At 60.3% G+C, this 26,055-nt stretch carries 25 protein-coding genes; 9 read left to right on the top strand and 16 right to left on the bottom strand.

The window, feature by feature from the left end; genetic code table 11:
• Positions 1–21 precede the first annotated feature (21 nt).
• The 5 genes from JOE39_RS23130 to murJ form a co-directional block, all read right to left on the bottom strand.
• A complete protein-coding gene (locus JOE39_RS23130; RefSeq protein ID WP_003318786.1) occupies positions 22–498 on the bottom strand; it encodes a peptidylprolyl isomerase in 477 nt (158 codons plus the stop codon).
• Positions 491–997 (bottom strand): signal peptidase II, encoded by a 507-nt coding sequence (lspA, locus tag JOE39_RS23125; protein ID WP_003371110.1) that lies wholly within the window; start codon positions 995–997, stop codon positions 491–493. Before lspA ends, JOE39_RS23130 begins: the two co-directional genes overlap by 8 nt.
• Positions 990–3,821, bottom strand: a complete 2,832-nt coding sequence (gene ileS, locus JOE39_RS23120; protein ID WP_024664671.1) for an isoleucine--tRNA ligase — start codon at positions 3,819–3,821, stop codon at positions 990–992. Before ileS ends, lspA begins: the two co-directional genes overlap by 8 nt.
• A gap of 20 nt (positions 3,822–3,841) precedes the next feature.
• Positions 3,842–4,768, bottom strand: a complete 927-nt coding sequence (ribF, locus tag JOE39_RS23115) for a bifunctional riboflavin kinase/FAD synthetase (RefSeq protein ID WP_003371105.1) — start codon at positions 4,766–4,768, stop codon at positions 3,842–3,844.
• Positions 4,769–4,900: 132 nt separating this feature from the next.
• A complete protein-coding gene (murJ, locus tag JOE39_RS23110) occupies positions 4,901–6,439 on the bottom strand; it encodes a murein biosynthesis integral membrane protein MurJ (RefSeq protein ID WP_032661007.1) in 1,539 nt (512 codons plus the stop codon).
• A 250-nt stretch (positions 6,440–6,689) separates the two neighbouring features.
• Between murJ and rpsT the strand changes: the two genes are divergently transcribed.
• Positions 6,690–6,968, top strand: a complete 279-nt coding sequence (gene rpsT, locus JOE39_RS23105; RefSeq protein ID WP_003344603.1) for a 30S ribosomal protein S20 — start codon at positions 6,690–6,692, stop codon at positions 6,966–6,968.
• Between the two features lie 171 nt (positions 6,969–7,139).
• Here rpsT and JOE39_RS23100 read toward each other — a convergent pair whose 3' ends face one another.
• The 5 genes from JOE39_RS23100 to rplU all read right to left on the bottom strand — a co-directional run bounded on the left by JOE39_RS23100 (position 7,140) and on the right by rplU (position 10,905).
• Positions 7,140–7,610, bottom strand: a complete 471-nt coding sequence (locus JOE39_RS23100; RefSeq protein WP_003318791.1) for a CreA family protein — start codon at positions 7,608–7,610, stop codon at positions 7,140–7,142.
• A gap of 27 nt (positions 7,611–7,637) precedes the next feature.
• Positions 7,638–8,756 carry a glutamate 5-kinase gene (gene proB / locus JOE39_RS23095; RefSeq protein ID WP_010436747.1) on the bottom strand — a complete coding sequence of 373 codons (1,119 nt, stop codon included), beginning with the start codon at positions 8,754–8,756 and terminating at the stop codon, positions 7,638–7,640.
• Positions 8,757–8,845: 89 nt separating this feature from the next.
• Positions 8,846–10,069: an Obg family GTPase CgtA gene (cgtA, locus tag JOE39_RS23090; RefSeq protein WP_002551973.1), complete on the bottom strand. Its 1,224-nt coding sequence runs from the start codon at positions 10,067–10,069 to the stop codon at positions 8,846–8,848.
• A 216-nt stretch (positions 10,070–10,285) separates the two neighbouring features.
• Positions 10,286–10,561, bottom strand: coding sequence for a 50S ribosomal protein L27 (gene rpmA, locus JOE39_RS23085; protein ID WP_002551972.1), 276 nt, complete (start codon positions 10,559–10,561; stop codon positions 10,286–10,288).
• A 32-nt stretch (positions 10,562–10,593) separates the two neighbouring features.
• Entirely contained in the window at positions 10,594–10,905 is a 312-nt protein-coding gene (rplU, locus tag JOE39_RS23080) for a 50S ribosomal protein L21 (protein WP_002551971.1), read from the bottom strand.
• Positions 10,906–11,144: 239 nt separating this feature from the next.
• Here rplU and JOE39_RS23075 point away from each other — a divergent pair, with 239 nt between their 5' ends.
• Complete coding sequence (locus JOE39_RS23075) at positions 11,145–12,113, top strand: polyprenyl synthetase family protein (RefSeq protein WP_003344609.1); 969 nt, start codon at positions 11,145–11,147, stop codon at positions 12,111–12,113.
• A gap of 146 nt (positions 12,114–12,259) precedes the next feature.
• Here JOE39_RS23075 and JOE39_RS23070 read toward each other — a convergent pair whose 3' ends face one another.
• Genes JOE39_RS23070 through selD form a run of 3 tightly spaced genes read right to left on the bottom strand, consistent with a single transcriptional unit; the run spans position 12,260 to position 15,192 of the window.
• On the bottom strand, positions 12,260–13,024 hold the full coding sequence (locus JOE39_RS23070; RefSeq protein WP_210078226.1) for a sulfite exporter TauE/SafE family protein: 765 nt from the start codon (positions 13,022–13,024) through the stop codon (positions 12,260–12,262).
• 33 nt (positions 13,025–13,057) lie between these two features.
• Complete coding sequence (gene mnmH / locus JOE39_RS23065) at positions 13,058–14,158, bottom strand: tRNA 2-selenouridine(34) synthase MnmH (protein WP_003427835.1); 1,101 nt, start codon at positions 14,156–14,158, stop codon at positions 13,058–13,060.
• Positions 14,158–15,192, bottom strand: a complete 1,035-nt coding sequence (selD, locus tag JOE39_RS23060) for a selenide, water dikinase SelD (RefSeq protein WP_003408410.1) — start codon at positions 15,190–15,192, stop codon at positions 14,158–14,160. Before selD ends, mnmH begins: the two co-directional genes overlap by 1 nt.
• Before the next feature lie 235 nt (positions 15,193–15,427).
• Between selD and JOE39_RS23055 the strand changes: the two genes are divergently transcribed.
• Genes JOE39_RS23055 through phnE form a run of 4 tightly spaced genes read left to right on the top strand, consistent with a single transcriptional unit; the run spans position 15,428 to position 18,658 of the window.
• Positions 15,428–16,279 (top strand): putative selenate ABC transporter substrate-binding protein, encoded by an 852-nt coding sequence (locus JOE39_RS23055; protein WP_004414986.1) that lies wholly within the window; start codon positions 15,428–15,430, stop codon positions 16,277–16,279.
• Positions 16,276–17,073 carry an ATP-binding cassette domain-containing protein gene (locus tag JOE39_RS23050; RefSeq protein WP_210078228.1) on the top strand — a complete coding sequence of 266 codons (798 nt, stop codon included), beginning with the start codon at positions 16,276–16,278 and terminating at the stop codon, positions 17,071–17,073. Before JOE39_RS23055 ends, JOE39_RS23050 begins: the two co-directional genes overlap by 4 nt.
• Complete coding sequence (locus JOE39_RS23045; protein ID WP_210078230.1) at positions 17,067–17,894, top strand: ABC transporter permease; 828 nt, start codon at positions 17,067–17,069, stop codon at positions 17,892–17,894. The genes JOE39_RS23050 and JOE39_RS23045 overlap by 7 nt, the downstream gene beginning before the upstream one ends.
• Positions 17,891–18,658, top strand: a complete 768-nt coding sequence (gene phnE / locus JOE39_RS23040; RefSeq protein ID WP_003392866.1) for a phosphonate ABC transporter, permease protein PhnE — start codon at positions 17,891–17,893, stop codon at positions 18,656–18,658. The genes JOE39_RS23045 and phnE overlap by 4 nt, the downstream gene beginning before the upstream one ends.
• Before the next feature lie 67 nt (positions 18,659–18,725).
• Here phnE and ggt read toward each other — a convergent pair whose 3' ends face one another.
• From ggt to JOE39_RS23025, 3 genes are all read right to left on the bottom strand, one after another.
• The gene (ggt, locus tag JOE39_RS23035) at positions 18,726–20,453 is read right to left on the bottom strand and encodes a gamma-glutamyltransferase (protein ID WP_210078231.1); all 1,728 of its coding nucleotides are present in this window, start codon (positions 20,451–20,453) and stop codon (positions 18,726–18,728) included.
• A 205-nt stretch (positions 20,454–20,658) separates the two neighbouring features.
• A complete protein-coding gene (gene mmsB, locus JOE39_RS23030; protein WP_210078233.1) occupies positions 20,659–21,546 on the bottom strand; it encodes a 3-hydroxyisobutyrate dehydrogenase in 888 nt (295 codons plus the stop codon).
• A gap of 33 nt (positions 21,547–21,579) precedes the next feature.
• Positions 21,580–23,106 (bottom strand): CoA-acylating methylmalonate-semialdehyde dehydrogenase, encoded by a 1,527-nt coding sequence (locus JOE39_RS23025; RefSeq protein WP_210078235.1) that lies wholly within the window; start codon positions 23,104–23,106, stop codon positions 21,580–21,582.
• Positions 23,107–23,263: 157 nt separating this feature from the next.
• Between JOE39_RS23025 and JOE39_RS23020 the strand changes: the two genes are divergently transcribed.
• The 3 genes from JOE39_RS23020 to JOE39_RS23010 all read left to right on the top strand — a co-directional run bounded on the left by JOE39_RS23020 (position 23,264) and on the right by JOE39_RS23010 (position 25,993).
• On the top strand, positions 23,264–24,211 hold the full coding sequence (locus JOE39_RS23020; protein WP_024664679.1) for a LysR family transcriptional regulator: 948 nt from the start codon (positions 23,264–23,266) through the stop codon (positions 24,209–24,211).
• Between the two features lie 239 nt (positions 24,212–24,450).
• Positions 24,451–25,590, top strand: a complete 1,140-nt coding sequence (locus tag JOE39_RS23015; protein WP_210078237.1) for a polymorphic toxin type 44 domain-containing protein — start codon at positions 24,451–24,453, stop codon at positions 25,588–25,590.
• A complete protein-coding gene (locus JOE39_RS23010) occupies positions 25,577–25,993 on the top strand; it encodes a hypothetical protein (protein WP_044313485.1) in 417 nt (138 codons plus the stop codon). The genes JOE39_RS23015 and JOE39_RS23010 overlap by 14 nt, the downstream gene beginning before the upstream one ends.
• Positions 25,994–26,055 lie beyond the last annotated feature (62 nt).

Below are 26,055 nucleotides of genomic sequence, written 5' to 3'. Positions count from 1 at the left end.
GGCCGGGCTTGACGGCGAAGGTCAGGAAGCCAGAATCGCCTTCACTTCGAAGATTTCCACTTCAAAGCTCAGAGTCTTGCCTGCCAGCGGGTGATTGAAGTCGATGGTGACCTGCTCGTCATCGAACGCTTTCACCACGCCGGGCAACTCGGTATTGGCGGCGTCATTGAAGATCACCAGCAACCCTTCGGACAGTTCCATGCCCACGAACTGCGAGCGTGGCATGATCTGCACGTTTTGTGGGTTGGGCTGACCAAAGGCGTTTTCCGGCAGAATCTCGACGGTCTTTTTATCGCCCGCCTTGAAACCGAAAATCGCCATTTCAAAGCCGGGCAGCAGGTTGCCGTCACCGACCTTGAACGTGGCCGGAGCCTTTTCGAAGGTGCTGTCGACGGTATCGCCGTTTTCCAGACGCAGGGCGAAGTGCAGAGTGACCTGCGTATTCTGACCGATGCGCAGCTCGTCAGACGAGCCTTGAGTCGAAGATTGCTCAGTCATTGACGGTCTCTCCGGTTTTCTTGCTCTTGAACATGTCCAGCGCCAGCATGATTGCGCCGACGGTGATCGCACTGTCGGCAACGTTGAACGCCGGGAAGTACCAGCGGTTCTGCCAGTGAACCAGAATGAAGTCGATCACGTGGCCCAACACGATACGGTCGTAGAGGTTGCCCAATGCGCCGCCCAATACCAGCGCCAGTGCAACGGCCAGCCACGTGTCGTCACGCCCCAGACGCTTGAGCCAGACGACCAGCACAGCGCTGACCACCACTGCGATCAGGGCGAACAACCAGCGCTGCCAACCTGCACCGTCAGCCAGAAAACTGAAGGCGGCACCGGTGTTGTAGGCCAGGGTCCAGCTGAACAGGTCGGGAATCACGATGATCTGCTGGTACAGGGTCAACGCGTTCTCGAAGTAATACTTGCTGGCCTGGTCAATGACCAGAACCAGCACGCTCAACCACAGCCAGGCCAGGCGGCCGAACGAGGCGTTAGGCATAGTGACGGACCTCGCCTGCACCGCTGATGTTGTCTACGCAACGGCCGCAGATTTCCGGATGCTCGGGATTCACCCCTACATCCTCGCGGTGATGCCAGCAACGGGCGCACTTGGCGTGACTGGACTTGAGCACTTTCAGCTTCAGACCGGCAACTTCGGTGACCACGGCATCGGCTGGCGCGGATGCGAACGGTGCCACACTGGCTGTCGAGGTGATCAGCACGAAGCGCAGCTCGTTGCTCAGCTTCGACAGGTCAGCCACCAGCGACTCCTCGGCATACAGGGTCACTTCGGCCTGCAGGTTGCCGCCAATGGCCTTGGCAGCGCGCAGGTTTTCCATTTCCTTGTTGACCGAGGTCTTCACCGCCATGATCCGCTCCCAGTAGGCGCGATCCATGTCGAAGTCGGCCGGCATTTCGGTCAGGCCTTCGTACCAGGTGTTGAGCATCACCGATTCATTGCGCTCGCCGGGCAGGAACTGCCACAGCTCGTCGGCGGTGAACGCCAGGATCGGCGCGATCCAGCGCACCAGCGCTTCGGAGATGTGGAACAGTGCCGTCTGGCACGAACGACGCGCAGTGCTGTTGGCCGCCGTGGTGTACTGACGATCCTTGATGATGTCGAGGTAGAAACCACCCAGCTCCTGCACGCAGAAGTTATGGATCTTCGAGTACACGTTCCAGAAACGGTATTCGCCGTAATGCTCTTGCAGCTCGCGTTGCAGCAGCAGCGTACGATCCACGGCCCAACGGTCCAGCGCGAGCATTTCCTCGGCGGGCAGGATGTCGGTCGCCGGGTTGAAGCCTGTCAGGTTGGAGAGCAGGAAGCGTGCAGTGTTGCGGATACGACGGTAGGCGTCGGCGCTGCGCTGCAGGATCTGGTCGGACACCGCCATCTCGCCGGAATAATCGGTCGCCGATACCCACAGGCGCATGATGTCGGCACCCAGCGAATCGTTGACCTTCTGCGGCGCTACCACGTTGTTCAGCGATTTGGACATCTTGCGGCCGTTCTCGTCGACCACGAACCCGTGGGTCAGCAGCTCGCGATACGGTGCGTGATCGTCCAGCATGCAGCCGGTCAGCAGTGAGGAGTGGAACCAGCCGCGATGCTGGTCCGAGCCTTCAAGGTACAGGTCGGCACGCGGACCGCTTTCATGGCCCATCGGGTGCGAACCGCGCAGCACATGCCAGTGCGTGGTGCCCGAATCGAACCAGACGTCCAGGGTGTCGGAGATCTTGTCGTACTTGCCGGCTTCGTCACCGAGCAACTCGCTGGCGTCGAGTTTGAACCAGGCCTCGATGCCCTCTTTCTCGACACGCTGCGCCACTTCTTCCATCAGCTCGACGGTACGTGGGTGCAGGTCGCCGCTTTCCTTGTGCAGGAAGAACGGAATCGGCACGCCCCAGTTGCGCTGACGCGAGATGCACCAGTCAGGACGGTTGGCGATCATCGAGTGCAGGCGCGCCTGCCCCCATGCCGGAACGAATTCAGTGTCTTCGATGGCCTTGACCGCACGCTTGCGCAGGGTGTCGCCGCTCTCAGGCTGCTTGTCCATGCCCACGAACCACTGCGCGGTCGCGCGGTAGATCAAGGGCGACTTGTGGCGCCAGCAGTGCATGTAGCTGTGGCTGATGGTTTCGGTGTCCATCAGGCTGCCGACTTCGACCAGCTTGTCGATGATGTTCTGGTTGGCCTTGAAGACGAACTGGCCACCGAAGAACTCCAGCGACTCGACGTACACACCGTTGCTCTGCACCGGGCTGATGATGTCGTCGTTGGTCAGGCCATATTGTTTGCAGATATTGAAGTCGTCTACGCCATAGGCAGGCGAGCAGTGAACGATACCCGTGCCGGCACTCAGCTCGACGTAGTCAGCCAGGTAGACTGGCGACAGGCGGTCGTAGAACGGATGGCGGAAGTTGATCAGCTCAAGCGCCTGACCGGTGGTGGTCGCGATGACGGTACCTTCCAGCTTGTAACGGGCCAGGCAGCTTTCGACCAGTTCGGCAGCCAGCACCAGCAGTTTGTCGCCGACATGGACCAGTGCGTATTCGAATTCCGGATGGACATTCAGCGCCTGGTTGGCCGGGATCGTCCACGGTGTGGTAGTCCAGATCACGATGGACGCAGGCTTGCCCAGCGACGGCACGCCGAAAGCGGCGGCCAGTTTCGCTTCGTCAGCGATCGGGAACGCAACGTCGATGGTCGAGGACTTCTTGTCCTGATACTCGACTTCGGCTTCAGCCAGTGCCGAGCCGCAATCGAAACACCAGTTGACCGGTTTTAGGCCCTTGAAGACGAAACCGCCCTTGACCATCTCGGCCAGCGCGCGGATTTCTCCGGCTTCGTTGGCGAAGTTCATGGTCAGGTACGGATTGCTCCAGTCGCCCAGCACGCCCAGACGGATGAATTCGGACTTCTGGCCTTCGATCTGCTCGGACGCATAAGCGCGGCACAGCTCACGCGTACGGTCTGCGGAGAGGTTCTTGCCGTGGGTCACTTCGACCTTGTGCTCGATCGGCAGACCATGGCAATCCCAACCCGGCACATACGGGGCATCGAAGCCCGCCAGGGTCTTGGAACGCAGGATCATGTCCTTGAGAATCTTGTTGACCGCATGACCGATGTGAATATTGCCGTTGGCGTACGGAGGACCGTCGTGCAGGACGAACTTGGGACGATCCTTGCCAATCTCGCGCAGCTTCTGGTACAGGCCAATGCTGTCCCAGCGCTGCAGAGTTTGCGGCTCGCGCTGGGGCAGGCCGGCCTTCATAGGGAAGGCGGTGTCCGGAAGGTTTAGCGTGGCTTTATAGTCAGTCATTTCAGGCTCTTGTTTAGCGGTTAGCCATGCCAATGGGCACGGGCGGCGGCGACGTCCGCATTGATCGCCGTCTTGAGCGCCTCCAGTGAGGCGAAACGCTGCTCATCACGCAGCTTGTGGTGGAAAGCCACCGTCAAACGCCGGTCATAAAGATCGCCGGCAAAATCCAGAAGATGCACTTCAAGGTGGGCACTGCCATCACCCGTTACCGTCGGGCGCACGCCGATGTTGGCGACCCCCGGCCAGGCTTTGCCATCAATCTCCGTGCTGACCAGATAGACCCCGCTCAGCGGCACACGACGACGCTTGAGTTGCACGTTGGCGGTGGGCGTACCCAACTGACGTGCCAGCTTCTGGCCGTGCAACACCCGCCCGGCTATCTGGAACGGACGACCGAGCATGCGCTCGGCCAGGGCAAAGTCCGACGCAGCCAGAGCCTTGCGCACCTTGGTACTGCTGACCCGGATGCCATCTATTTCAACGGTCTGCGCCGCTTCTACGGTAAAACCATACGTTGTGCCGGCCTGTTGCAGGAAGTCGAAGTCACCGACCCGGTCGAAGCCGAAGCGAAAGTCGTCTCCCACTTCGAGGTGTTGAACACCCAGGCCGTCGATCAGCACGGTTTCGACGAAACTCGCCGCGCTGAGCTTGCACAGACGCTGATTGAAGGACAGGCAAAGTACCCGGTCAACGCCTTCGGCACTCAGCAGCTCGAGCTTGTCACGCAGACGGGCCAGACGGGCCGGCGCCGTTTCGGGCGCAAAGAACTCACGCGGCTGCGGTTCGAAGATCACCACACAGCTGGGCACACCCAATTCGACGGCACGCTCGCGCAGACGCGCCAGGATAGCCTGGTGGCCGCGATGAACGCCGTCGAAATTGCCAATCGTGGCGACGCAGCCCCGATGTTCGGGGCGCAGGTTGTGAAGGCCTCTAACCAGCTGCATAACGCACTTCTTGCTCATAAAGTGGCCGATTATAACCACACACGGCCGTGGACGACAGGCAACACACCAAGACCGGATGAAGGTTCTCGGCGTGTGGCGACAAAAACCGAAGGTCAACCCCTGCGACGCGCCCTACATAATGGCTTTGCGGGCGAAATCCCTGAGGCGGAAGCCTAATAAAAGAAGCATGGCGAAATAGGTCACGACGCCGGCGGCAACCAGCGCACCCAGACGCAGAAAACGCTCCAGCATGTGACCTTCGTCCCACGCCGGCATGACATGCATGAGCCCCAGCAGCACCGCCGACATCACCGCGACGGCAATCACCAGCTTGAACAGGAACTTCATCCAGCCAGGCTGCGGCTGAAACAGATCCTGCTTGCGCAACTGCCAGAACAGCAACCCGGCATTGATGCACGCCCCCACACTGATCGCCAGCGCCAGACCCGCATGCTGCAAGGGCACGATAAAGGCCAGGTTGAGCAATTGAGTCACTATGAGGGTGAAGATCGCGATTTTCACCGGGGTGCGGATATTTTGTTGAGCATAAAAGCCGGGGGCCAGCACCTTGATCAGGATGATCCCCAGCAACCCGACCGAATAGGCGACCAGCGCACGTTGGGTCATGGCTGCGTCGAGCGCGTCGAATTTACCATACTGAAACAACGAAACGGTCAACGGTTCGGCAAGCAGCCCCAGCGCCAGAGTGCAAGGCAGAACCAGCACGAAACACAGTCGCAGACCCCAGTCGAGAATTCGCGAATATTCCTGGCGATCCCGCTGCGCGTAAGTTTTGGACAGTATCGGCAGCAGAATCGTACCCAGCGCCACACCCAGCACGCCGGAAGGCAGCTCCATCAGGCGGTCGGCGTAGTACATCCATGACACCGAACCGGCGACGAGGAACGAGGCAAAGATCGTGTTGATGATCAGAGAAATCTGACTGACAGAAACGCCAAGGATGGCGGGCAGCATCTGCTTCATTACCCGCCAGACCCCGGTGTCGCGCAGATTCAGGCGCGGCAGCACCAGCATGCCGATCTTTTTCAGGTGCGGCAGTTGGTAAAGCAGCTGCAGCAGACCGCCCACCAGAACCGCCCAGCCCAGCGCCATCACTGGTGGATCGAAGTACGGCGTCAGGAACAGCGCGAAGAAAATCATGCTGACGTTGAGCAGCGTGGGCACGAACGCCGGCACTGAAAAACGGTTCCAGGTGTTGAGGATCGCACCGGCCATAGAGGACAGGGAGATCAGCAATATATAAGGAAAGGTCACCCGCAGCAGATCCGAGGTGAGGGCGAATTTCTCCGGGGTGTCGACAAAGCCGGGCGCGGTGGCCCAGATAACCCAGGGCGCAAAGATCACCCCGAGCAGCGTCACCAGCGCCAGCGCCAGGGTCAGCAATCCGGTGACATAGGAAATGAATGTGCGCGTCGCCTCCTCCCCCTGCTGGCTCTTGTATTCGGCCAGGATCGGCACGAATGCCTGGGAAAAGGCGCCCTCGGCGAAAATTCGGCGCAGCAGATTGGGCAGCTTGAAGGCGATGAAGAACGCATCCGTGGCCATTCCGGCACCGAAAGTGCGCGCGATGATGGTGTCGCGTACAAAGCCCAAAACCCGGGAAACCATGGTGATAGAGCTGACGGCGGCGAGTGACTTGAGTAGATTCATTGAAAGAGTTGTGCGCCTCGGCAAAGGATGGGCGATAAAGCCAGCCATTTATGCAATACTTCGCGCCGCAAAAACGCCCGAAGCAAAGGCCGCGAGTTTACAGGTCACAGGCCGGAAATAAATCCTCCAGTCAAATGTCGCAACCACTCAGCGGAACACCTTAACTGCCCTTGACAAGACTTCAACTCATCGGCATGATTCGCGGCCTATTTTGTTTGCTATTTCACAAAGTCTTTCGAGGAGCTCGACGGTGGCCAACACACCTTCCGCCAAAAAACGTGCAAAACAGGCTGAGAAGCGTCGCAGCCACAACGCCAGCCTGCGTTCCATGGTTCGTACCTACATCAAGAATGTAGTTAAAGCCATCGACGCAAAAGACGCAGAAAAAGCGCAAGCCGCTTATGTTCTGGCTGTTCCTGTTATCGACCGTATGGCCGATAAAGGCATCATCCACAAGAACAAGGCTGCTCGCCATAAAGGTCGCCTGAACGGTCACATCAAGGCTCTGAGCCTTGCTGCTGCAGCCTAAGCGACCCGCTTGTTAAAAAACCGACCTCAGGGTCGGTTTTTTATTGCCTGCTGGAAATTAGCGGGAAACATCAACGTGCAGCGCGGCGCAGAGCTGTGACGCAGAGCGTCACGAAGGGCATTCCCACGCTGGAGTGAGGAACGATAGGCCTGTAACTATCCTGCTACAGACTCAAGGCGCGGGCGCGGTTGTCCATGGCAGGATCGGAATGGCGGTCACGGCATTCTGCGGGCTGCCTTCGATGACCCGGTCGCTGTAGACCAGGTACACCAATGCATTGCGCTTCTTGTCGAAGAAACGCACCACCTGCATGGTCTTGAAAACCAGCGAGGTACGCTCCTTGAATACCTCGTCGCCATCCTTGAGGGTTTCCTTGAAACGGATCGGCCCGACTTGACGACAGGCGATGGACGCCTCGGCACGGTCCTCGGCCAATCCCAGACCACCCCTCACGCCGCCCGTCTTGGCGCGTGACAGGTAGCACGTCACACCGTCCACCTTGGGATCGTCAAACGCCTCGACCACAATTCGATCGTTAGGCCCGACCATCTTGAACACGGTCGACACCTGACCGATCTCTTCGGCCGAGACCAGCACCGGCATCAGCAACGCAGCGGCCAACAAACCTTTCATGAAGCGCATCAAATAGTCCTTTTTTGCAGTCTTGAGTCAGACGAGGATCAGGTTATCCCGATGAATCAGCTCAGGCTCGGCCATATAGCCCAGCTCACGCACGATGGATTCGGAAGAGTGACCAATGATTTTCTGGGCTTCGATGGCACTGTAGTTACTCAGCCCGCGAGCGATCTCGCGACCGTCCGGGGCGACGCATACCACCATCTCGCCACGCCGGAAGCTGCCCTGGACCAGCTTGACGCCTACCGGCAGCAGGCTTTTCTGATCCCTGGCCAGCGCCGCAACCGCGCCATCATCCAGCACCAGCGTACCGCGGGTCTGCAGATGCCCTGCCAGCCACTGCTTGCGCGCTGCGAGCATGCCACGCTCAGGGGACAGCAGCGTGCCCAACCGCTCACCACCCTTGAGCCGCGCCAGAACGCGCTCGATGCGCCCGCCCACGATAACGGTATGCGCACCGGAACGCGCCGCCAGACGCGCTGCACGCAACTTGGTCTGCATGCCGCCACGCCCCAGCGCACCGCCCGTACCACCGGCCACTGCATCCAGCGCCGGATCATCGGCACGCGCTTCGTAAATCAGCTGCGCCTCCGGGTTGTTGCGCGGATCGGCGTCGAACATGCCGTCACGGTCGGTCAGGATGACCAGCAGATCAGCCTCGACCAGATTGGCAACCAGCGCCGCCAGCGTGTCGTTATCGCCGAAACGAATTTCGTCGGTAACCACTGTGTCGTTTTCGTTGATGACTGGCACAACCCCAAGCTCGACCAGTGTGCGCAGGGTGCTGCGGGCATTCAGGTAGCGTTTGCGGTCCGACAGGTCGTCGTGGGTCAGAAGGATCTGCGCGGTATGCCGGCCATGCTCGGCAAAGCTCGATTCCCACGCCTGTACCAAGCCCATCTGACCAATCGCCGCAGCAGCCTGAAGCTCGTGCATGGCACTGGGTCGTGCCGTCCAGCCAAGACGGCTCATGCCGGCAGCCACCGCCCCGGAAGACACCAGTACCAGCTCGACACCTGCCTCGTGCAGCGCCACCATCTGCTCCACCCAAACACCCATGGCGTTGCGATCCAGGCCCTTGCCATCAGCCGTCAGCAAGGCACTGCCAATCTTCACAACCCAGCGCTGGGCGCCCGTCACTTTGCTGCGCATCTTCTTCCAACCCTAGCCAGAGATTTTCAAATTCGGGATACAAAAACGCCGCTAACAATCGTAGCGGCGTTCAAGTTTACTTCAAGCGATCAGTCACGGACGTAAATGATTTCCGGACCGTCTTCATCGTCCACATCTTCTTCATCCCAGTCATCGTCACCGATGTCATGCACGCTCTTCACGCCGCTGCGACGCAGGGCACGCTGATCGTCCAGCGCCTGCAACTGGGCACGGGCCTCATCTTCGATGCGCTGATCGAGCTCGGCCAGCTCTTCGGCGTAACCAGGCTCTTCGGCGATACGCTGGCTGCGCTCTTCGAGGTAACGCATGATGTCGCGAGTCAGCTGCTCGGTGCCTTCTTTGGCAATGGCAGAGATCACGTACACAGGGCCGGTCCACTCCAGACGATCGACGATCTCCTGCTTGCGCGCCTCCTGCTCCTCTTCGAGAATCTGATCGCACTTGTTCAGCACCAGCCAGCGATCACGCTCGGCCAGCGACGGGCTGAATTTCTCCAGTTCGTTGACGATCACTTCGGCCGCATCCGGAGCACTGCTTTCATCCAGCGGCGCCATATCGACGAGGTGCAGCAACAGACGGGTACGCGCCAAGTGCTTGAGGAAGCGAATCCCCAGGCCCGCGCCGTCGGATGCACCCTCGATCAGACCTGGAATGTCGGCAACCACAAAGCTTTTCCAGCGATCGACACTGACCACGCCCAGGTTTGGCACCAGCGTGGTGAACGGATAGTCGGCAACCTTTGGCTTGGCCGCAGACACCGAACGGATGAAGGTGCTCTTGCCGGCATTCGGCAGGCCCAGCAGACCGACGTCAGCCAGGACTTTCAGCTCGAGCTTGAGATCACGTTGATCACCGGGCTTGCCCGGCGTGGTCTGGCGCGGAGCGCGGTTGGTACTGGACTTGAATCGGGTGTTACCCAGACCGTGCCAGCCGCCCTGGGCAACCATCAAGCGCTGACCATCTTTGGTCAGGTCACCGATGATTTCCTGAGTGGTGGCGTCGATGATGGTGGTCCCGACCGGCACACGCAGTACCAGCTCTTCGCCCTTGCGACCGGTACAGTCGGCGCTGCCACCGTTGGAGCCGCGCTCGGCGTCGAAGTGACGGGTGTAACGGTAATCAACCAGCGTGTTCAGGTTGACGTCGGCGACCATGAAGATCGAGCCGCCATCACCACCATCACCACCGTTGGGACCACCGTTCTCAATGAATTTTTCGCGGCGGAAGCTCATGCAACCGTTGCCGCCGTCACCGGCTTTTACTCGAATGGATACTTCATCTACAAATTTCATAACGCACGCCTCCCGCCACAGGGACGAGCAGAACCACATAAATTACATAAGACTCTTGCAAAAATGAGCGTTGCGATACCGATCAGAAACCAGCGACCCCATGGGTCAACATCACAACAGCCCGCACAAACAGTTTTGCAAGAGACTCACCTGCCTCTCTACCTCTACAAACAAAAAAGCCCCGTCGCAAGACAGGGCTCTTAAGCTACTGCGTGATTACGCTGCGGAGACTTCAGTCTTCGGAACGATGCTCACGTAGCGGCGACCGAAGGCGCCCTTGACCTGAAACTTGATCACGCCTTCCACTTTCGCGAACAGGGTGTGATCTTTACCCATGCCAACGCCGTAGCCAGCGTGGAATTGGGTGCCGCGCTGACGCACGATGATGTTGCCAGGGATGATAGCCTGGCCGCCATACATCTTCACGCCAAGGCGTTTGGCTTCTGAGTCGCGCCCGTTACGGGTACTACCACCAGCTTTTTTGTGAGCCATGAGTCAATTCTCCAGTTGAGGATTAGGCTGAATTAAGCCTGAATACCTGTAATTTTGATCTCGGTGTACCACTGGCGGTGGCCCATACGCTTCATGTGGTGCTTACGACGACGGAACTTGATGATACGAACCTTATCGTGACGACCTTGCGAAACCACTTCAGCCACAACGGTAGCGCCAGCAACAACGGGAGCACCGATATTGACGTCGTCGCCATTGCCAACCAGCAGAACGCGGTCAAACGTGACGGATTCGCCAGTAGCGATTTCCAGTTTTTCAATTTTCAGGTATTCACCTGGGGCGACTTTGTACTGCTTGCCACCGGTAACAATTACTGCGTACATGGTATTTCTCCGAAAATCCTGCTCACCCAGCTCTTTATAAGAAGAGTATCGGCTGGCATGGCTGCATGGGGCTGGAACGGCCCGTTTGCATTGCGTAAGGCAGGTGCTGCCCAGGAAAGTTAGGGTGCGCGATTGTACGCAAGGCATTCGCGTGTTGCAAGAGGCGGCTCGTCATACCTTGACACGCTCTACCCCGCGACCTAGCATGCGGCGCAACCTATCCGGAGCACCTGTCGCTGATGCAACCCCAAGCCTTCTACCGCGCGGTGGCGGACGACTTTAGTGCCGTTGACCTTATCATCAAAAAGCAACTGACGTCGCGCGTACCGCTGGTCTCGAAAATCGGTGATTACATCACGTCGGCAGGTGGCAAGCGCCTGCGCCCGTTGCTGGTGCTGCTGTGCGGCAAGGCACTGGGTCGCGAAGGCGATGATGTTCGCCTGCTCGCCGCCACTATCGAATTCCTGCACACCGCCACGCTGCTGCATGACGACGTTGTCGACATGTCCGGCATGCGTCGCGGTCGTTCCACCGCCAACGCGCTCTGGGGCAATGCGCCCAGCGTATTGGTGGGCGACTTCCTTTATTCGCGCTCGTTCGAAATGATGGTCGAACTGGGCTCGATGGAGGTCATGAAGATTCTGTCCAAGGCAACCCGCATCATCGCCGAAGGCGAAGTGCTGCAGCTCTCGAAGATTCGTGACGCCAGCACCACCGAAGAAACCTACATGGAAGTGATTCGCGGCAAGACAGCCATGCTGTTCGAAGCCTCGACCCACAGCGCCGCGGCCCTGTGCAACGCCCCCCAGGAACAGAGCGAAGCACTGCGCACGTTCGGCGACCATCTGGGTGTGGCCTTCCAGTTGGTGGATGACCTGCTGGACTACCGGGGCGATGCCGAGACGCTGGGCAAGAACGTCGGTGACGACCTCGCCGAAGGCAAGCCGACCCTGCCGCTGATCTACACCATGCGCGAAGGCAGCCCGGAACAGGCCGCACTGGTTCGTCAGGCGATCCAGAAAGGTGGTCTGGAAGATCTGGAAAGCATCCGCAACGCAGTAGAAAGCGCCGGCGCCCTCGATTACACCGCACAGCTCGCCCGCGACTACGCGGCCCGCGCCATTGCCTGCCTGGACGCGCTGCCGCCCAGCGAGTACCGCGACGCACTGGTCGAACTGAGCGAGTTTGCAGTCGCCCGTACGCACTGATATTCGTAGCAGTCAAAAGCCCGTCCAGCGACGGGCTCGGCAAATGGCAGTCAGCGCGTAACCCTTCATCCTCTCCTGCATGAAATCCGGAAAACACTGAATCCTCAGTGAAATCCGCGTATGCCCGCGATACAGCGCATGACTCATCAGCCTTTTATCAGCAGGTGCAGCCCCAGCAAGCCCATGCCGATAAAGAACACACGCTTGAACAGCACTGCGCTGATTCGCTGGCGCAGCCATTGCCCCAACAGCATGCCCAACAGGGCCGGAATCAGCGCCAGCGTGGATGCGCCCAGCTCTGCGCCGCCCAGTGCGCCGTTCCACGACAGACCCGCCGCCAGCGCCAGCGTCGAGACGGTGAAGGACAACCCTAGCGCCTGGACCAGTTGGTCGCGCTCAAGCCCCAGCGCCTGCAGATAAGGCACCAAGGGAATCACGAACACCCCGGTGGCCGACGCGATCACCCCGGTGATCAAACCGCACAGCGGGCCCAGCCAGCGCTCGGCAGCGGCAGCAACCTTGAAGGTCGGCAGGAACAGCCCGCTCAGTGCGTAGAGAAACAAAGCGCCACCCAACGCGCGGGTCATTGAATGACCGCCACTCATGCCCAGCCAGAACGCCCCGGCCAGCGTGCCGATGAAAATCATGCTCAGCATCGGCCATAGCCGCTTCAGCAAAGGCCGCAGATTGCCACCCGCCGCCAGTTGCCAGACGTTGGTGAACGTCGACGGGATGATCAGCAACGCCGCAGCCTGCGCCGGCAGCATGGTCAGCCCCAGCAACCCCATTGCCACCGTGGGCAAGCCCAGGCCGATCACACCCTTGACCGTACCGGCCAGCAGAAAGGTGCCGATCACCAGCGCCGAAAGGCCCCAGCCCAGCGTTTGATAGAAGTCGAGAATCGAGTGCATGGCGTCCCTTGCCAGATGGATAGAGGTCGAGGCTTAACCTTTTACTGAGCGCTCGCGCAGGTAGGCCAGCACTTGCGCTTGATCACCTGCGAATTCGATACGCGCCGCCTTGTGTTCACGCTGGTAAGCGTACATGGGGTCGTAATATTCGCCGAGCAGCCCTTCGATCCAGCCTCGGTGCAGATCAACCGCACCGTTGCGCTGCTGTTCTTCCAGCGCCGCCTGCATAAGGCCCGAGAGGCGCTGGTGACGCTCGCCGCCGAGGCGTTTGTGAATGTTGTTCAGGCTTTGCAACAGACGCTCGGCGAACAGGCCGAAGCCCTGCTCTTCGCCCTTGACGGTGATGAACTCTGCGCAGAGGTTGATCACATAGTCCTCGAGAATGCGCTCGACGCGGTTCTCGAAGCTGTCTTCCAGCCAGACCATCGCGCAGCCCTGCATCGCCTGGTGCAGCTCCAGCGGCACGTTGCAACTGCCGACCAGACGGCTTTCATCTTCCACAACGAACTGTTCGATACCGGCTGCGCGCTTCTTGAGCAGGTCGATGGCCAAGCGGTTCTCGAAGTCGATCTGCGCCGGCTGCCCAGTGGCACGCTTGCCGAAGCTGGAGCCGCGATGATTGGCGATGCCTTCCAGGTCCACGCTGTTGGGCAGCTGCGTCAATACTTCGGTCTTGCCCGTGCCGGTCATTCCGCCGAGCACGACGATACTGCATTCGCTCACCGCCTCATGCAGGGTATCCAGCAGGAATGTGCGCATCGCCTTGTAGCCGCCAAGAACCCGCGGGTAGTCGACCCCGGCATCCTTCAGCCAGCGCTGTACCGTCTGCGAGCGCAGCCCGCCGCGAAAGCAGTACAGGTAGCCATCCGGATTGGCTTTGGCGAACTCGATCCACGCATTGACGCGTTCATCCTTGACCTGACCACAGACCAATTGATGCCCGAGCTGGATAGCGGCGTCCTGGCCGTGTTGCTTGTAGCAGGTGCCGACCTTTTGCCGCTCGATGTCATTCATCAGCGGCAGGTTGATCACGCCAGGAAAAGCCCCTTTGGAAAACTCCACCGGAGCGCGAGCGTCCATCATCGGCACGTCGTTGAGAAACAGTGCGCGGTAGTCGCTGCTGTTGTCGGCCATCAGAACACCTCGACGGCGTGGGTCTGTCGCTCGTGCAGAGTGCCGATAGGGTTGAGCAGCAGCCCCAGTTCGGCAGCCACGATCAGAAACTCGGCTTCACCTTCAGGGCTGACCGCGACCAACAGACCACCGCTGGTCTGCGGATCACACAACAGATCACGCTGGGCATCGCTCAGTGCGCCGATCCTGTCGCCGTAACTTTCAAAGTTGCGCAATGTGCCGCCCGGCACACAGCCCTCGGCAATGTAATGCTCGACGCCGGGCAGACGCGGTACAGCAGCGTAGTCCAGACGCGCGGTCAGACCTGCGCCGTCCGCCATTTCAACCAGATGCCCGAGCAGACCGAAGCCGGTGACATCGGTCATCGCCTGCACGCCGTCGAGCTTGCCGAAACGGCTGCCCGGCTTGTTCAGGGTGCACATCCAGTCACGCGCCAGACCGATGTCTTCATCGCGCAGCTTCGATTTTTTCTCGGCCGTGGTGAGGATGCCGATGCCCAGGGGCTTGGTCAGGTACAAGGTGCTCCCCGCCAAGGCAGTGTCGTTGCGTTTCATGTGCTTTTTCTGCACCACGCCGGTCACCGCCAGACCGAAGATCGGCTCCGGAGCATCGATGGAGTGCCCACCCGCCAGCGGGATACCGGCAGCGTCGCAGACGGCACGGCCACCGCGAATGACTTCACGCGCCACTTCGGGTGGCAGGATATTGACCGGCCAGCCGAGAATGGCGATGGCCATCAGCGGGTCGCCGCCCATCGCATAGATGTCGCTGATGGCATTGGTCGCGGCGATACGGCCGAAATCGAACGGGTCATCAACGATGGGCATGAAGAAGTCCGTGGTCGAGACCACGCCGCGTTCGTCATCCAGCGCATAGACTGCCGCGTCATCACGCGAGGCATTGCCAACCCAGAGTCTGGGGTCAAGGTTCTGAGCGCCGCTGCCAGCGAGGATCACGTCCAGCACCTTGGGGGAAATCTTGCAGCCACACCCTGCTCCGTGACTGTACTGGGTCAGGCGGATTGGCTCATTCATCGCGACACTCTCGGTTACCGGGAAACAGGCTGTGGAGTCTAGGGGCTGTTCCCTTATCAGCGCAAACCGCGTCGTGCGCAGGCCGTGCATTCGGGCAGTGAATCTGCCGAACTGGCCTTTCTCGCCATGCCTCTTATAATCCCCGCGCATCACCACCGAATCCTGTGAAGCGCCGCCTGCTCGTGCACGCGGGCTTCACGTTATCCTTTTTCCGCTATTGAACCGGAGAACCTCCATGCTCAAGCGTACCCTGGCGCTCGCCGCCGGCCTTGCCCTGTCCTTCTCCGCCCTGACCAGCCACGCTGCCGACACCCTGCGCGTCTCGGCCATTCCCGACGAAGCGCCCACCGAACTGCTGCGCAAGTTCAAGCCGCTGGGGGCTTATCTGGAGCAACGGCTGGGCATGAAAGTCGAGTTCGTTCCGGTCGCGGATTACCCGGCAGTGGTCGAAGCGCTGGCCACTGACCGGCTCGACATGGCCTGGCTGGGCGGTTTCACCTTCGTTCAGGTCAACCTCAAGACCGGTAATGCGGTGCCACTGGTACAGCGTGAGCAGGACGCCAAGTTCACCAGCAAATTCATCACCTCCGATCCGAACGTGAAAACCCTGGCAGACCTCAAGGGCAAGACCTTTGCCTTCGGCTCGGTGTCGTCGACATCCGGCAGCCTGATGCCGCGCTATTTCATGCTCAAGGAAAACATCAAGCCGGAAACGTTCTTCAGCCGCGTCGCCTATTCCGGCGCACATGACGCAACCGCCGCATGGGTTCAGGCGGGCAAGGTCGATGCAGGCGTGCTCAACGCCAGCGTCTGGGACAAGCTGGTCGCCAGCGGCAAGGTTGACACCAACAAGGTTCATGTCTTCGAGACCACGCCGGCTTATTTCGACTACAACTGGACCGTGCGCGGCAGCCTCGACCCGGCACTGGCAGCGAAGATCAAACAGGCCTTCCTCGACCTCGACCCGGCCAACCCGGAGCAGAAGGCAATCCTCGATCTTCAGGCCGCCAGCCGCTTCATCGAGACCAAGCCCGAGAACTACAAAGGCATCGAAGAAGCCGCACGCGCTGCCGACCTGCTGAAATGACCCTGCGTCTGTCCGCCATCGAGCTGCGCCACAGCGACGGCACACTGGCGTTGCGCGGCCTGGACCTGAGCATCGCTCGTGGCGAACGGGTAGCGATCATCGGGCCTTCCGGTGCGGGCAAGACCACGCTGCTCAATCTGCTGGCCAGCGCTCTGCCGCCCAGTGCCGGACAACTGCAGGTACTGGGGACTGATCCCTGGCAGCTCTCCAGCACACGACGCCAGCGCCTGCGCAGCCGCATTGCGCTGATTCATCAGGCACCGCCGTTGCCGGCGCGCCAGCGGGTGGTGACTGCGGTGTCGGCGGGCAGGCTTGGTCAGTGGGGGCTGGGCAAAAGCCTGCTGAACCTGCTGCATCCCCTCGACATCAGCGGCGCCCGCGAGGTACTGGCGCGTCTGGACCTGGCGGACAAACTTTTCGAACGTTGCCAGCAGTTGTCCGGTGGACAGCTGCAACGTGTCGGCATTGCCCGCGCCTTGTATCAGCAACCCGAACTGCTGCTGGCCGACGAGCCGGTTTCGGCGATGGACCCGCGCCTCGCCGATCACACCCTGGCGCTGCTGTGTCAGCACGCCATCGAGCACAACGTGACGCTGGTCGCCAGCCTGCATGCGGTGGAACTGGCGCTGGCACATTTCCCGCGGGTAATCGGGGTGCGCGACGGGCGAATTCACTTCGACCTCGCCGCCAGCGAGGTCGGCCGGGAGCATCTCGACACGCTGTATGCCAACGAACAACTCAGCCCTAAGCCGGTTTCGGATGCAGCTGAAACACGCTGGACGCCACGATGCTGAGTCGGGATCAGCGCGACCCGGCGGCAACGCCACGCCTGTTGCTGACATTGCTGGCGGTCGCCCTGCTTTGGCCGGGCATTCGTCTGGCCGAACTGAATCCGTGGGTACTGCTGCAAGCCGATAATGCGCGGACGATGGGCAGCTTTCTCGCCGGGTTCTGGCCGGTGGCGCACTCTGCGGAATTCCTCGGGCTGCTGCTGGATGCGACGCTGCAAACCCTGGCGATCGCCACAGCCGGCATTGCCCTTGCCTTGCTGCTGGCCGTTCCGGCAAGCCTGCTCGCCAGCCATGCATTGTCGCTGTCGGCCGCCTCACGCGGCGGCCGCCCCGGCTGGCTCGGCCAATGCCTGCGCTGGCCGGCACGCGGGGTGTTGATCTTCCTGCGCAGCGTACCGGAAATCGTCTGGGCGCTGCTGTTCGTGCGCGCGGTCGGCCTGGGCCCGACGGCGGGCGTGCTGGCCATCGCCATCACCTATGCAGGCATGCTCGGCAAGGTGTACGCGGAGATTTTCGAATCGGTGGACCAACGCCCGGCCCACGCGCTGCTCCAGGCCGGCACCTGTCGCCTGGCTGCACTGGCTTACGGCATCCTGCCCAACGCGGCAGCCGAACTGACCTCCTACACCGTGTACCGCTGGGAGTGCGCCGTGCGCGCTTCGGTGGTCATGGGTTTCGTCGGCGCAGGCGGACTGGGTCAGCAGATCGACCTGTCGATGCGCATGTTCGCCGGTGACGAAGTGGCGAGCATGCTGCTGACCTTCCTGCTGCTGGTGCTGCTCGCCGACCAGCTCAGCCGTTTGCTGCGCAGGCAGTTCACATGAAGCGCGCAGGTAATCTGCTGCTGGTGCTGGCGCTGATCGCAGCAGTTATCGCATCGTTTGTGTACCTCGGCCTCGACCTGCTCACCTTGGGCAGTCACGACAACCTGACACAGATGGGCCGTTACGCGTTGCGCTTCATGAGCCCGGACCTGAGCGGCCCTCATCTGCAGGCAATCGGCCAGGGCGCCCTGGAAACCCTGGCCATGTCGGCACTCGGCACCTTGCTGGCCGCCATTGCAGGTTTGCTCCTGGCACTGCCCGCTGCCGGACGCTTCGGTTGGTTCCTGCGCAGCCTGAGTCGCCTGCTGCTCAATGCGCTGCGCGCCATTCCGGAACTGGTGTGGGCCGTATTGATGGTGCTGGCTGCCGGGCTCGGCCCCAATGCCGGCACGCTGGCACTGGCACTGCACACCACGGGCGTTCTGGGCCGCCTGTTTGCCGAGGCACTGGAAAACACCGCACCGCAACCCGCTGCAGCGATTCGTCTGCAGGGCGGCAGCGCCTGGCAGGCGTTCAGCTACGGCACCCTGCCCAACCTCTGGCCACAGCTGCTGGCGTATACGCTGTATCGCTGGGAGAACAACATTCGCATGGCCAGCGTGCTGGGCTTTGTCGGCGCGGGCGGTCTAGGGCAAATGCTGTATGTCAGCCTCAGCCTGTTTCAGGAAGCGCAGGCCAGTACCGTGATTCTGGCGATGCTGATACTGGTGTTCGCCGTCGACGCTTTGAGCAGCTGGAGCAGGCAGCGCTGGGTGCGTAACTGAGCAGACCTCAGAACGCACAACGCCACGACCCTGAAGCTCAGGGCCGTGGCGTGATTAGCAGCGTGACTCAGTAGCCGAGCGACAAGCCGGTGTTGCGACGCGGGTCGTTAGCGCCGTAGAAGCGGTTGTTACCGACTGGTTTGCCACCCAGCGAAGGCGCGCCCACCAGAATCGCCGCCACATGATTGAGCGGCTGCGGACCTGCGAACTTTTGACCCCAACTCTCGAGAATCTTCAGCGTGTCAGGGCTGACCGCGAAGGTATCGATGTTGGTTTCTTCAGGCTGCCATTGCTGGTGGAAACGCGGCGCGTCGACCGCTTCCTGAATGTTCATGCCGTAGTCGATGACGTTGAGCATGGTCAGCAGCGTGGCGGTAATGATGCGGCTGCCGCCCGGCGTGCCGACGACCATCACTGCCTTGCCGTCCTTGGTGACAATGGTCGGGCTCATCGACGACAACGGTGTCTTGCCCGGCTCGATCGCGTTGGCTTCGCCCTGCACCAGCCCGTACATGTTGGGCACGCCGACCTTGACGGTGAAGTCATCCATTTCGTCGTTGAGGATCACGCCGGTCTTGCTGGCCATGACGCCCGCGCCGAACCAGTTGTTCAAGGTGTAGGTCACCGAAACCGCATTGCCCCATTTATCGACAATCGAATAGTGGGTGGTGTTGCTGCCTTCATGGGGCGCGACGCCGGGTTTGATCTTGCTCGAGTCACCGGCCTTTTGCGGCTCGATGGCAGCGCGCAGCTTGGCGGCATACTTGACGTCCAGCAGGTGCTCGACCGGATTCTTGACGAAGTCCGGGTCGCCCAGGTAGCTGTTGCGGTCCGCGTAGGCGTGACGCATGGCCTCGATCTGATAATGCATGCCCTGCGCCGAGCGGAAGCCCAGCTCTTTCATCGGGTAGCCTTCGAGGATGTTCAGAATCTGGCAGATGACCACACCGCCAGAGCTCGGAGGCGGTGCCGAGACCACGTGGTAGCCACGGTAATCACATTCGATCGGCGCCAGCTCGCGGGTCTTGTAATGGTCGAGGTCCGCCTGGGTGATGATGCCCTTGCCAGCCTGACTGGAGTCGACCAGCGCCTTGGCAACCCAGCCCTTGTAGAAACCGTCGCTGCCCTTCTCGGACACTTCCTTGAGGGTCTTGGCCAGGTCTTTCTGCACCAGCTTCTGACCGACCTGCATCGGCTCGCCCTTGTTGAGGAAGATCGAGCCGGAATCGGCCATATCCGCCTTGAACACATCCGTGGCGCTCGACAGCATGTCGACATCGCCCTGACCCAGCACAAAACCTTCCTCGGCGAGCTTGATCGCCGGGGCGATGACCTCTTCACGCTTGCGGGTGCCGTACTTGCTCAGGGCCATTTCCATACCGGACACAGTGCCCGGCACGCCGACGGCCAGATGGCCCTTGGCACTCAGATCAGGGATGACCTTGCCGTCCTTGTCCAGGTACATATCGGCGGTGGCCGCCAATGGTGCCTTTTCACGGAAGTCGAGGAAGGTCTTGCGCCCGTCGGCCAGTTGAATGGTCATGAACCCACCACCGCCGAGGTTGCCCGCAGCGGGATAGACCACCGCCAGTGCGTAGCCAACCGCCACGGCCGCATCGACCGCATTGCCGCCAGCCTTGAGTACATCGACACCCACGTGAGTAGCCAGGTGCTGAGCCGTCACGACCATGCCGTTTTCGGCAGCGACCGGGGCTTGTGACGCGGCGAATGTGGGGGAATACGCGACAATCAGTGCCGTCGCGATCAACGATCTGGCGAGGGGTTCGAACTTCATGGTCGATCTCTTCTTTTTCTGGGTCAGGGACGTTTGATGAGTGAAGCGCCAGCCTCCAGGCGAGGATGCGGCACTTCTCATCGAAGCGTACCGAGCATCCCTGCGCTGATCTGACGGGGTCCAAAGTAGCCGGTTCTGCCGCGTTTTCCTAATGTAAAAACCGGATACACATCAACGCCCCACTGATTCCCGACACGGGTGACGCCTAGGCTTTCGGGCGATACCCCTCGATGATCGCCGAGAAATCCTTGCCGCCATCGCCACGCAGGCTCATGGCCTGGTAAAGCTGTTGCGCCACTGCGCCGAGGACAACCGGTTGATGCGCAGCGCGCGCGGCCTCGGTTGCCAGCCCCAGGTCCTTGAGCATCAGCTCAGCGCCAAAGCCGCCGCTGTAACCGCGTGACGCGGGAGCGGTTTCGACGATGCCGGGCCACGGGTTGTAGGCCTCCGAACTCCAGCAACGACCGGTCGAAGTATTGATAATGCCGGCCAGCACTTCGGTGTCGATACCCAGTGCATTGCCCAGCGCCATGGACTCGGCCACGCCGATCATGGAAATCGCCAGCAGCATGTTGTTGCAGATCTTGGCGATCTGGCCGGTGCCCACGTCACCACAATGCACGATGTTGCGGCCCATCTGTTCCAGCACCGGTTTGAGCACAGCGAAATGCCCGGCAGAACCTCCGACCATGAAGGTCAGGGTTCCGGCCTGCGCACCACCGGTGCCGCCCGACACCGGCGCATCGCCCAACACCACGCCTTGCTGCGCAGCGACAGCGGCGATGTCGCGGATGGTCTGCGGGTCGATGGTGCTGCAATCAACTGCCGGGACACCGGACGCGATGCCTTTCAGCACGCCGTCATCGTTCAGGTACACGCTGCGCACATGCGCCGCTGCGGGCAGCATGGTGATGACCAGTTCAGTGCCCTGGGCCGCCTGTGCGGGCGAGTCGCTGACCTGTGCGCCCAGCTCGGCGAATTCAGCCAGTACGCTCTTGTTCAGGTCGAACACCTGCAAGGCGTGACCGGCCTTGATCAGGTTGCGGGCCATGGGCGCGCCCATATTGCCCAGACCGATAAATGCGATTTTCATGGTTGTTCTCCCGGGCGAATTGACCGCCAGCGCTCAGCGCAGATTGATCGTGGTGTTCACGCCATCGTTGACGCTGTCGTCATCGAACCAGCGACTGGTGACGGTCTTGGTCTGAGTGTAAAACTGCACCACCTGTTTGCCGTACGGGCCCAGATCGCCCAGCTTGGAACCCCGCGAGCCAGTAAAACTGAAAAACGGCACCGGCACGGGAATCGGAATATTGATCCCGACCTGCCCGACATCAATCTCGCTTTGAAACTTGCGTGCCGCCGCACCGCTCTGGGTGAACAGCCCGGTGCCGTTGCCGAACGGGTTGGCGTTGACCAGCGCGATAGCCTCATCGAGGGTATCGACCTCCAGCACCACCAGCACCGGCCCGAAAATCTCCTGGGTGTAAATCTGCATGTCGGTGGTGACGCCCGAGAACAAGGTCGGCCCTACGAAGTTGCCGCCCTCGTACCCCGGCACTGAAACCTCACGACCATCCAGTTCCAGCGTCGCGCCTTCACGCACGCCGCTCTCGATCAGATCCAGAATGCGTTGTTTGGCCCGTCGTGAAATCACCGGCCCGATGTCGGTGCCCGGTTCCTGGCCGGCATTGACCTTGAGTTTCTGCGCCCGCACCTTGAGGTCGGGCAGCCACTGTCTAGACGCGCCGACCAGCACCACCACAGAGGTCGCCATGCACCGCTGACCCGCCGCACCGAAACCTGCGCCCACCAGCGCGTTCAGGGTTTGCTCACGGTTGGCGTCGGGTAGCACCACGGCATGATTCTTCGCCCCCATCATTGCCTGCACCCGCTTGCCATGCCGACCGGCCAGATCGTAGACATGCGTGCCGACCGCCGTCGAACCGACGAAGGAAACAGCCTTGATGTCCTTGTGCGTGCAAATCGCGTCCACCACCTCCTTGCCACCATGCACCACGTTGAGCACACCGGGCGGCACCCCCGCCTCGATCGCCAGCTCGACCAGCAACAGGGTCGACAGCGGATCCTGCTCAGAAGGCTTGAGCACGAATGTATTGCCGCAGGCGATCGCCATCGGAAACATCCACAGCGGAATCATCGCCGGGAAGTTGAACGGCGTGATCCCGGCGCACACGCCGATCGGCTGGCGCAGGGTATAGGTGTCAACGCCACTGGCGACGTTCTCGGCAAACTCACCCATTTGCAGCGTGCCGATCGAACAGGCGTGCTCGACCACTTCCAGACCCCGAAAGATATCGCCCTCGGCATCGGCCAGCGTCTTGCCCTGCTCGGCACTGAGTACCGCCGCGATACGCTTGGAGTGCTCGCGAATCAGCGCCTGCAGCTTGAGCATGATGCGCATACGCACACCGATGGGGGTTTCACGCCAGGTTCGATAGGCCGCGTGAGCGGCTGCGACGGCGGCGTCCACTTCACTGGCCGTGGCGAATGGCACCTGGGCGAGGATTTCCTGAGTGGCCGGGTTGACGATGTCTACCCATTCGCTGCTTTGCGAGTCGGTCCACTCGCCGTTGATCAGCAGTTTCACGCGAGCAATCGAGGTCGTCGTGTGGTTCAGTGAGGCATTCATTTCAGCGATTCTCCCTTCAGCAAACCACGCATCCACAGCCTGTGCAGAAGGATGATCGTGGCCTCCCGGCAGTCTTGTTTTGAATTGGTCAGGGGGCGTGCTTTGGAGTATAGATGTGCAAACTTCTAACAAGAACGCAGATAAAAGCAGGGTCAACATGCAAAAAAACATCACCTCCCTGGGGCTGTTGAACTGGGATGACCTGAAGTTTTTCCTCGAGGTGGCACGCACCCGAAAAGTCAGCAGCGCGGCCCGCCGCCTGGGCGTCGACTACACCACCGTATCGCGGCGCATAAACTCGCTGGAAACCTCGCTGGGCACGCTGCTGTTTGAGAAGTCGCGCAACAACGGCTTCATCATGACCGCAGAAGGTCAGCGCCTGCTGGGTTATGCCGAGTCCATCGAAAGCACACTGCACATGGCCTGCGAACAGGTTTCCGGGTCCAGCGTCGCGTTATCCGGGCACGTGCGCATGGGCTGCACCGAAGGCTTCGGCAGCTTCTTCATCACCCCGCAACTGAGCCACTTTCTCGACAGCTACCCGAGCATTTCGCTGGACATCCTGCCGCTGCCGCACTTCATCAGCCTTTCGAAACGCGAGGCGGATATCGTCATCGCCCTGGAGCGGCCCGAACACGGCCCCTACGTGTGTTGCAAGCTCTGCGATTACAGCCTGGGTCTGTACGCGACCCAGGCGTACCTCGACAACCACTCGCCCATCAAACACAAGGCGGACCTGAGCGAGCACGTCTTCATCAGCTATGTCGACGACCTGGCGTTCAGCTCCGAGCTGCTGTACATGAGCAACCTGCTGCCCAACGCCCAGGCACAGCTGCGCAGCACCAGCGTCATCGCCCAATACACCGCCGCCCTGCAAGGCCGCGCACTGGCCATCCTGCCATGCTTCCTCGCCGCCCAAGACCCACGACTGCTGCCGGTGCTGAGGGAGGAAGTGAACATTACTCGTCAATTCTGGATGTATTGCCGGGAGGACCTGCGCAAGTTGAAGCGGATCACGTTGCTGTGGGATTACATTCGGGAGGTGACGGAGTTGAATAAGGGGTTTTTGTTGGGGGAAAACCGCGCTATTCGCTTCCTTCAGTGACAGATTTTCAAGGGATCAGGTGGCCGTATCGTAGCGGGGCAGACCGGAGTTGGCCGACGGCTTGTGACACGGATGCTGGTTCGCAACCATTGAGGTAACCCCGACTCTTCGATCAGGTTCTCAAGGTCCTTCGCAAAACTAAGATTTCCCCTACATACCGCTTTTTGCGCTTCCGGTAGCCTCCCACGCGTCAACTAAACGCTGGTTGTCTACGGATCAAAACGCAGGGACGGGATGCAATGATTTCTTCAGCCCGATTGGGCGACAAGCACGCCTGCCCATTACCGGGGCACGGTACAACGCCTATCGCTTCTGCATCCGGTGACGTCAACATCAACGGCATGGGCGCGGCACGTGTGGGGGATACCTGTGGGTGTGGCGCGGTCATCACTACAGGCTTTCCTTCAATTCTGGTGAATGGCCGTCCTATGGCCCACCTAGGAAGCCCCACCAGTCACGGCGGGACAATCATCACGGGCTCAGGCAATGTGGGTGGCGGCTTCGTCATGGGCGACGCTGGTGGCGCGACCCTTATTAACTTCATGGCGCTGGGGGCCTTCCGGCCAGACGGTTCCGTGGATAATGAGAAGATGGCGACCTTGCTGGCTGACCCGAAGCTCACGGAGAAAGCCTTGGCGGCGAATGCTTTGGTAGGCCCTGAGGCAGCCGGCAAGAAGTCAGATGCGCAGCCTGAGTCAAAAGCGGAACCTGTTGTTTGCAAACACCCTGACAGGATGGAAGAGCTAGCGACTTATATTGCTGGAGAGATGAACGCCAACATCAACAGCCCAGAAGTGCTACAGATACAAGAACTGAACAGCTTTGATCCTGATGAGGAAACACGTAAATACGCTGCACTGCCATTTTACCTGCGACTCGGCCAAGGGCCGGCTTTTTACACTATGGCACTGGTGAAAAAGACCAAAGCGTTTGCCATTTGGACTGAGCGTGTCGGCCAAGACAGGCCATGGGACCACAAGCCAATATTGGCGAAACTCTTCGGTGGGATATGGCAAAAGCAAGGAGAGTACGAATATTTCTATGATATCTGGTCAAACGTTCATTACGGTTACGTTGGCGTGGCAGGTAGGTTTTCTGAAAGTGTGTTACTGGACGGTGCGGGTATTGAGCAGATTGGGTCAGACACTTGGCGTCTCATAAAAGACCCTAAGAGATTTGATGGCCCGCGAAGGACTGAGGGCGTTGAGGGTATGCGTGCATGGGATGACACCCCCGATAGGGTTTCGATCATGATAGGGATGAATCTGTACAAGGAGTATCCAAACGGCGGCCTTACCGGAAAGATCGTTATGGACAAAGTGTTGGCCGTACCTATAAGCCACTGGGCGACAGGGGTCCAACCGCATGTCTGCAAGTGAGAAAAATTTCTACCTAGCGCGATGGATTATAGGCTTTGCTTGCCTCCTGATCGCTGGATGGTATTTAGCACTGCCAAGGGTCGTCATTTATTACTCAGCCGATGGCTCAAAAGGATTTCATTACGTACTCAATACGCAGCATTCAATCTTACGACGGGACTTGCTGCCCGGCGAGACAACCGGTGACACCGGTCATATTTTGCCCGACGAGGATTTCTTTATGATGTTCGATTGGTGGGCTGATAAGGCCCCGCCACGGTGCATCGACATCACGCCTAAATGGGGAAGTACGATAGACATCTATCTTGATGATATCGGCAGGATCGACACGGCGAAAACGGCGCCTGAGGTCATTGCTCGTCTGAAACAGTGTCCGGGGCGACCAGACCCCTTCGAGCCCTGAGGCGTGCGACCCGCGCCACGTCAAACTCGGCACAGCCAATGAGTAAACACAGAAGACACTCC

This window comes from Pseudomonas sp. PvP100, from assembly GCF_017833055.1.
Lineage (GTDB): Bacteria > Pseudomonadota > Gammaproteobacteria > Pseudomonadales > Pseudomonadaceae > Aquipseudomonas > Aquipseudomonas syringae.
The sequence above is the reverse complement of the archived record's forward strand: the minus strand, read 5'-3'. Positions and strand labels throughout refer to the sequence as shown.

Excerpts from the sequence above, each read along its gene's own strand:
- rplU (WP_002551971.1), bottom strand. The coding sequence starts at position 10,905 with ATGTACGCAGTAATTGTTACCGGTGGCAAGCAGTACAAAGTCGCCCCA.
- murJ (WP_032661007.1), bottom strand. The coding sequence starts at position 6,439 with ATGAATCTACTCAAGTCACTCGCCGCCGTCAGCTCTATCACCATGGTT.
- JOE39_RS23100 (WP_003318791.1), bottom strand. The coding sequence starts at position 7,610 with ATGCGCTTCATGAAAGGTTTGTTGGCCGCTGCGTTGCTGATGCCGGTG.
- JOE39_RS23050 (WP_210078228.1), top strand. The coding sequence starts at position 16,276 with ATGACCCTGCGTCTGTCCGCCATCGAGCTGCGCCACAGCGACGGCACA.
- JOE39_RS23055 (WP_004414986.1), top strand. The coding sequence starts at position 15,428 with ATGCTCAAGCGTACCCTGGCGCTCGCCGCCGGCCTTGCCCTGTCCTTC.
- proB (WP_010436747.1), bottom strand. The coding sequence starts at position 8,756 with ATGCGCAGCAAAGTGACGGGCGCCCAGCGCTGGGTTGTGAAGATTGGC.
- rpmA (WP_002551972.1), bottom strand. The coding sequence starts at position 10,561 with ATGGCTCACAAAAAAGCTGGTGGTAGTACCCGTAACGGGCGCGACTCA.
- JOE39_RS23130 (WP_003318786.1), bottom strand. The coding sequence starts at position 498 with ATGACTGAGCAATCTTCGACTCAAGGCTCGTCTGACGAGCTGCGCATC.
- ileS (WP_024664671.1), bottom strand. The coding sequence starts at position 3,821 with ATGACTGACTATAAAGCCACGCTAAACCTTCCGGACACCGCCTTCCCT.
- JOE39_RS23075 (WP_003344609.1), top strand. The coding sequence starts at position 11,145 with ATGCAACCCCAAGCCTTCTACCGCGCGGTGGCGGACGACTTTAGTGCC.
- selD (WP_003408410.1), bottom strand. The coding sequence starts at position 15,192 with ATGAATGAGCCAATCCGCCTGACCCAGTACAGTCACGGAGCAGGGTGT.
- JOE39_RS23070 (WP_210078226.1), bottom strand. The coding sequence starts at position 13,024 with ATGCACTCGATTCTCGACTTCTATCAAACGCTGGGCTGGGGCCTTTCG.
- JOE39_RS23020 (WP_024664679.1), top strand. The coding sequence starts at position 23,264 with ATGCAAAAAAACATCACCTCCCTGGGGCTGTTGAACTGGGATGACCTG.
- JOE39_RS23025 (WP_210078235.1), bottom strand. The coding sequence starts at position 23,106 with ATGAATGCCTCACTGAACCACACGACGACCTCGATTGCTCGCGTGAAA.
- JOE39_RS23015 (WP_210078237.1), top strand. The coding sequence starts at position 24,451 with ATGATTTCTTCAGCCCGATTGGGCGACAAGCACGCCTGCCCATTACCG.
- ribF (WP_003371105.1), bottom strand. The coding sequence starts at position 4,768 with ATGCAGCTGGTTAGAGGCCTTCACAACCTGCGCCCCGAACATCGGGGC.
- mnmH (WP_003427835.1), bottom strand. The coding sequence starts at position 14,158 with ATGGCCGACAACAGCAGCGACTACCGCGCACTGTTTCTCAACGACGTG.
- lspA (WP_003371110.1), bottom strand. The coding sequence starts at position 997 with ATGCCTAACGCCTCGTTCGGCCGCCTGGCCTGGCTGTGGTTGAGCGTG.
- JOE39_RS23010 (WP_044313485.1), top strand. The coding sequence starts at position 25,577 with ATGTCTGCAAGTGAGAAAAATTTCTACCTAGCGCGATGGATTATAGGC.
- phnE (WP_003392866.1), top strand. The coding sequence starts at position 17,891 with ATGAAGCGCGCAGGTAATCTGCTGCTGGTGCTGGCGCTGATCGCAGCA.
- ggt (WP_210078231.1), bottom strand. The coding sequence starts at position 20,453 with ATGAAGTTCGAACCCCTCGCCAGATCGTTGATCGCGACGGCACTGATT.
- JOE39_RS23045 (WP_210078230.1), top strand. The coding sequence starts at position 17,067 with ATGCTGAGTCGGGATCAGCGCGACCCGGCGGCAACGCCACGCCTGTTG.
- cgtA (WP_002551973.1), bottom strand. The coding sequence starts at position 10,069 with ATGAAATTTGTAGATGAAGTATCCATTCGAGTAAAAGCCGGTGACGGC.
- mmsB (WP_210078233.1), bottom strand. The coding sequence starts at position 21,546 with ATGAAAATCGCATTTATCGGTCTGGGCAATATGGGCGCGCCCATGGCC.